The 3,317-nt window shown below is 41.9% G+C and carries 3 protein-coding genes; all 3 read left to right on the top strand.

Features of this window, described 5'->3' with window-relative positions; all coding sequences use genetic code 11:
- A partial coding sequence (locus RHS_RS29200) for a leucine-rich repeat protein (protein ID WP_047835195.1) occupies positions 1-2,067 on the top strand: 2,067 nt, incomplete at its 5' end.
- Positions 2,068-2,080: 13 nt separating this feature from the next.
- Entirely contained in the window at positions 2,081-3,022 is a 942-nt protein-coding gene (locus tag RHS_RS29195) for a type I phosphomannose isomerase catalytic subunit (protein ID WP_027295373.1), read from the top strand.
- Positions 3,023-3,057: 35 nt separating this feature from the next.
- Positions 3,058-3,317: hypothetical protein (locus tag RHS_RS29190; protein ID WP_395023661.1), on the top strand; the 260-nt coding region annotated here is incomplete at its 3' end.

The raw sequence follows: 3,317 nt of genomic DNA, 5'->3' as shown, positions 1-3,317 counted from the left end.
CTGGGTGACAGTGAATTTACTGCTTATACAGAACCTCTAATATTTGGAACAAACGGTGACTACGTCATTTCGTACCGCTCGGTAGACAGAGCCGGAAACACAGAAAAAACCAGAACAATCCGGTTTACGGTGGATTTACAGCCGGGTGAGCTTGTTTTTGAAGACAATTTTGATGTGTATGATGCCGGTACATTCACAGACCTGGATACAAAAGGATATACAGCCATTAATGGAGAATCTATTGAGATTGAAGAACAGGAATCAGGGAAACTGCTGAAATTAAACGGTATTGGTCAGGATGTGAGACTAATGCACAAGGCCGATTGGCCAAGTACGGTGATGACCTTTGATTATAAGTTTCAGAATCCGTTGGGCGGCCTGGAAGGTCTTTATCCAAGCAACTATTTTCAAAATCTGAGTCCGGACAGTATGTATGCATATCCAATGCTGCCAGGCTGGGGCGGTATTCTCCTGCAGCAGAATGTAAACGGTAATGCAAACAATATTACGGGAATCAGTAATGATGTTTATCCGTTACAGGCAGATACATGGTACAAGGTAAAAATGCAGACATCTGATGATCATATGGCAATTAAAATCTGGACCAGGGATGCCGAAGAGCCGGAAAACTGGATGGCAGAACGTGACGTTAGCGGATTGAGCGGCGGCGGCGGTCTCTACTTCTCCTTCTCAGGCAAAGCAGGTGAAAATGCTGCATACATAGATAATGTTGAAGTCAGAGGATTTGAGACAAGTTCAGAAGTAACCAGAGTCATTTTTGAAGCAGATCCACAGGATGCAACAGTTTCCATAACAGATAGCCAACCGGAAGCGGATGGAAGTTATTTATTGCAGAGAGGTTCTTACACTTACACTGTTTCTGCAGAGGGATACATGGATTTGACAGGTACACTGGAAGTAAACGGTGATATCACAAAGAGCATCTACACGGCGCTGCAGAGAAAACCGGTTTCCAGGGAACAGTTGGATCAGCTGATTGAACAGGCATGTGCAATTACAGATGCCGAACTGAAGAAATATACGGATGATAGTGCAAAGGCATTTAAAAATGCCCTGGAAGCAGCAGTAAGACTTTCAGAAGATGCATTCCAGCCGGAAGTAGATGCAGCGGCAGAAGCACTGGATGCAGCAATCAAAGGACTTACTGCAAAGCCACCGGTCTACAGAGACCAGTTGAATGTGTTGATTCAGAATGCCCGTGCAGTTACAGCAGCGCAATTGCTTCTGTATACAGATGAAAGTGTAAGAGTATTTAAAAATGCATTGGAAGCAGCAGTAAGACTTTCTGAAAATGCATCCCAGGCGGAAGTAGATGCAGCAGCAAGAGCACTGGATGCGGCAATCAAAGGTCTTACCAAAAAACCGGAGACTAATGTTCAGCAGCCAATTGATGTATCAAAACTGTCAATAGGCAGCATAGCTCGCCAGACCCATACCGGCAGATCCATAAAACCATCGGTAACAGTAAGATATGGAAGTAAGGTATTAAGGGCAGGTACAGATTATACCCTTACCTATAAGAATAATGTAAATCCCGGCAAAGCACAGCTTATACTCACTGGAAAAGGCGGCTATAAAGGCAGCATTACAAAGACATTCGTAATCGCAGCAAAAAAAGGAAAGATCTATACAGTGGGAGATTACCAGTACAGAGTTTTAAATTCATCTGTAAAATCGGGGACAGTAAGATTCTTAAAGCCGGTGAAGAAAAGCTTAAAAAAAGCCAGGGTTCTGTCTACAGTTAAGATTGGAAATTACAGTTATAAAGTAACGGAGATTGGAAAAGAAGCATTTAAGAATAATAAGAAGTTAACTTCCGTGATAATTGACAAGAATGTAAAAGTAATCCATAGTTATGCTTTTTCAGGCGCCAAGCAACTGAAAAGCATTACTGTAAAATCCAAAGTATTGAATAAGGTATATAAAAATACATTTAAGAACATTCATAAAAGAGCGGTTATCCGGGTGCCATCTTCTAAACTGAGAGCATACAAGAAACTGATGGCAAATAAAGGACAGAGCAAAACCGTTGTAATAAGAAAGTAAGGAAAGTATCAATATGTCAATATTAAAATTAGAACCGGCATTTAAAGAATACATCTGGGGCGGAGATAAGCTGATTAAAGATTTTCACAAGCATTACAGCGGAAAGACTCTTGCTGAGTCCTGGGAACTGTCCTGCCATGCAGACGGCAGTTCCCGGATTGCCGGGGGTGCATTCAGGGGAAAAACCCTGAGTGAATATATAGAATGGGAGGGTAAAAAAGTTCTGGGGAACCGTTGTGCAGCATTTGACGGATTCCCAGTACTGATTAAGTTCATTGATGCAAGAGAGAATCTGTCCATACAGGTTCACCCGGACGATGAATATGCCCTGAATAAAGAAGGACAGTATGGAAAGACGGAGATGTGGTACGTAGCTGACTGCACAGAAGATGCTTATCTGTATTACGGGTTTTCCAGGGAAATCTCAAAAGAAGAGTTTCGGCAGCGGATTGAGGAGGAAACTATATTAGATGTCCTGAATAAAATTCCTGTTGAAAAAGGTGATGTATTTTTTATTGAAGCCGGTACGCTTCACGCAATTGGTGAGGGTATTGTAATTGCAGAAATACAGCAGAATTCAAATGTTACTTACCGTGTATATGACTATGGCAGAAAGGATGCGGAAGGTAAAAAAAGAGATCTGCATATTGAGAAGGCTCTGGCTGTGACAAACCGCAGTCCAAAAGTGCGTTCCGATAATTTCGAACCTCATCTTGGCAGCTGTAAATATTTTATGGTAGACAAGCTCACTCTGGATGGGAAGGTAATGAAAGAGATGAGTGGAGAAACAGATGGAAGTACATTTGTACATATTTTAGTTATTGAGGGAAACGGCGTTATTAAGAATGGAGAAGAAATTTCATTTTTAAAGGGTGACAGCCTGTTTATTACAGCATCTTCAGGACGATTTGAAATCAAAGGAAACTGCCAGGTGCTGATTACGACTATTCCATGAAAATAATCAAAGTTATGAAAAAGGAGAAAAAGCTTATGAGGAAAAAGTTAGTAGCAAGTCTGTTATCTGCAGCAATGTTAGTAAGTTCTGTTCCGGGAGTTGCAATGGCAGAGCAGGCAGATGTAAACAGCAGCAGCCAGGTAATGGCTGAGATCTATGTATCAGCGGGTACAGAGCCTGGAACAGGAAACGGGTCGGAGGAAAAGCCCTTTGCAAGTATGGAAGAGGCAAAACAGGCGGTACAGGGATTAAATGACAATATGACCGGAGATATCGTTGTTTATTTTGATGACGG

Origin of the sequence: Robinsoniella sp. RHS (genome assembly GCF_001029355.1) — a bacterium.
Lineage (GTDB): Bacteria > Bacillota > Clostridia > Lachnospirales > Lachnospiraceae > Robinsoniella > Robinsoniella peoriensis.
The sequence above is the reverse complement of the archived record's forward strand: the minus strand, read 5'-3'. Positions and strand labels throughout refer to the sequence as shown.

Coding starts and splice junctions, on each gene's coding strand:
- RHS_RS29195 (WP_027295373.1), top strand. CDS start 2,081: ATGTCAATATTAAAATTAGAACCGGCATTTAAAGAATACATCTGGGGC.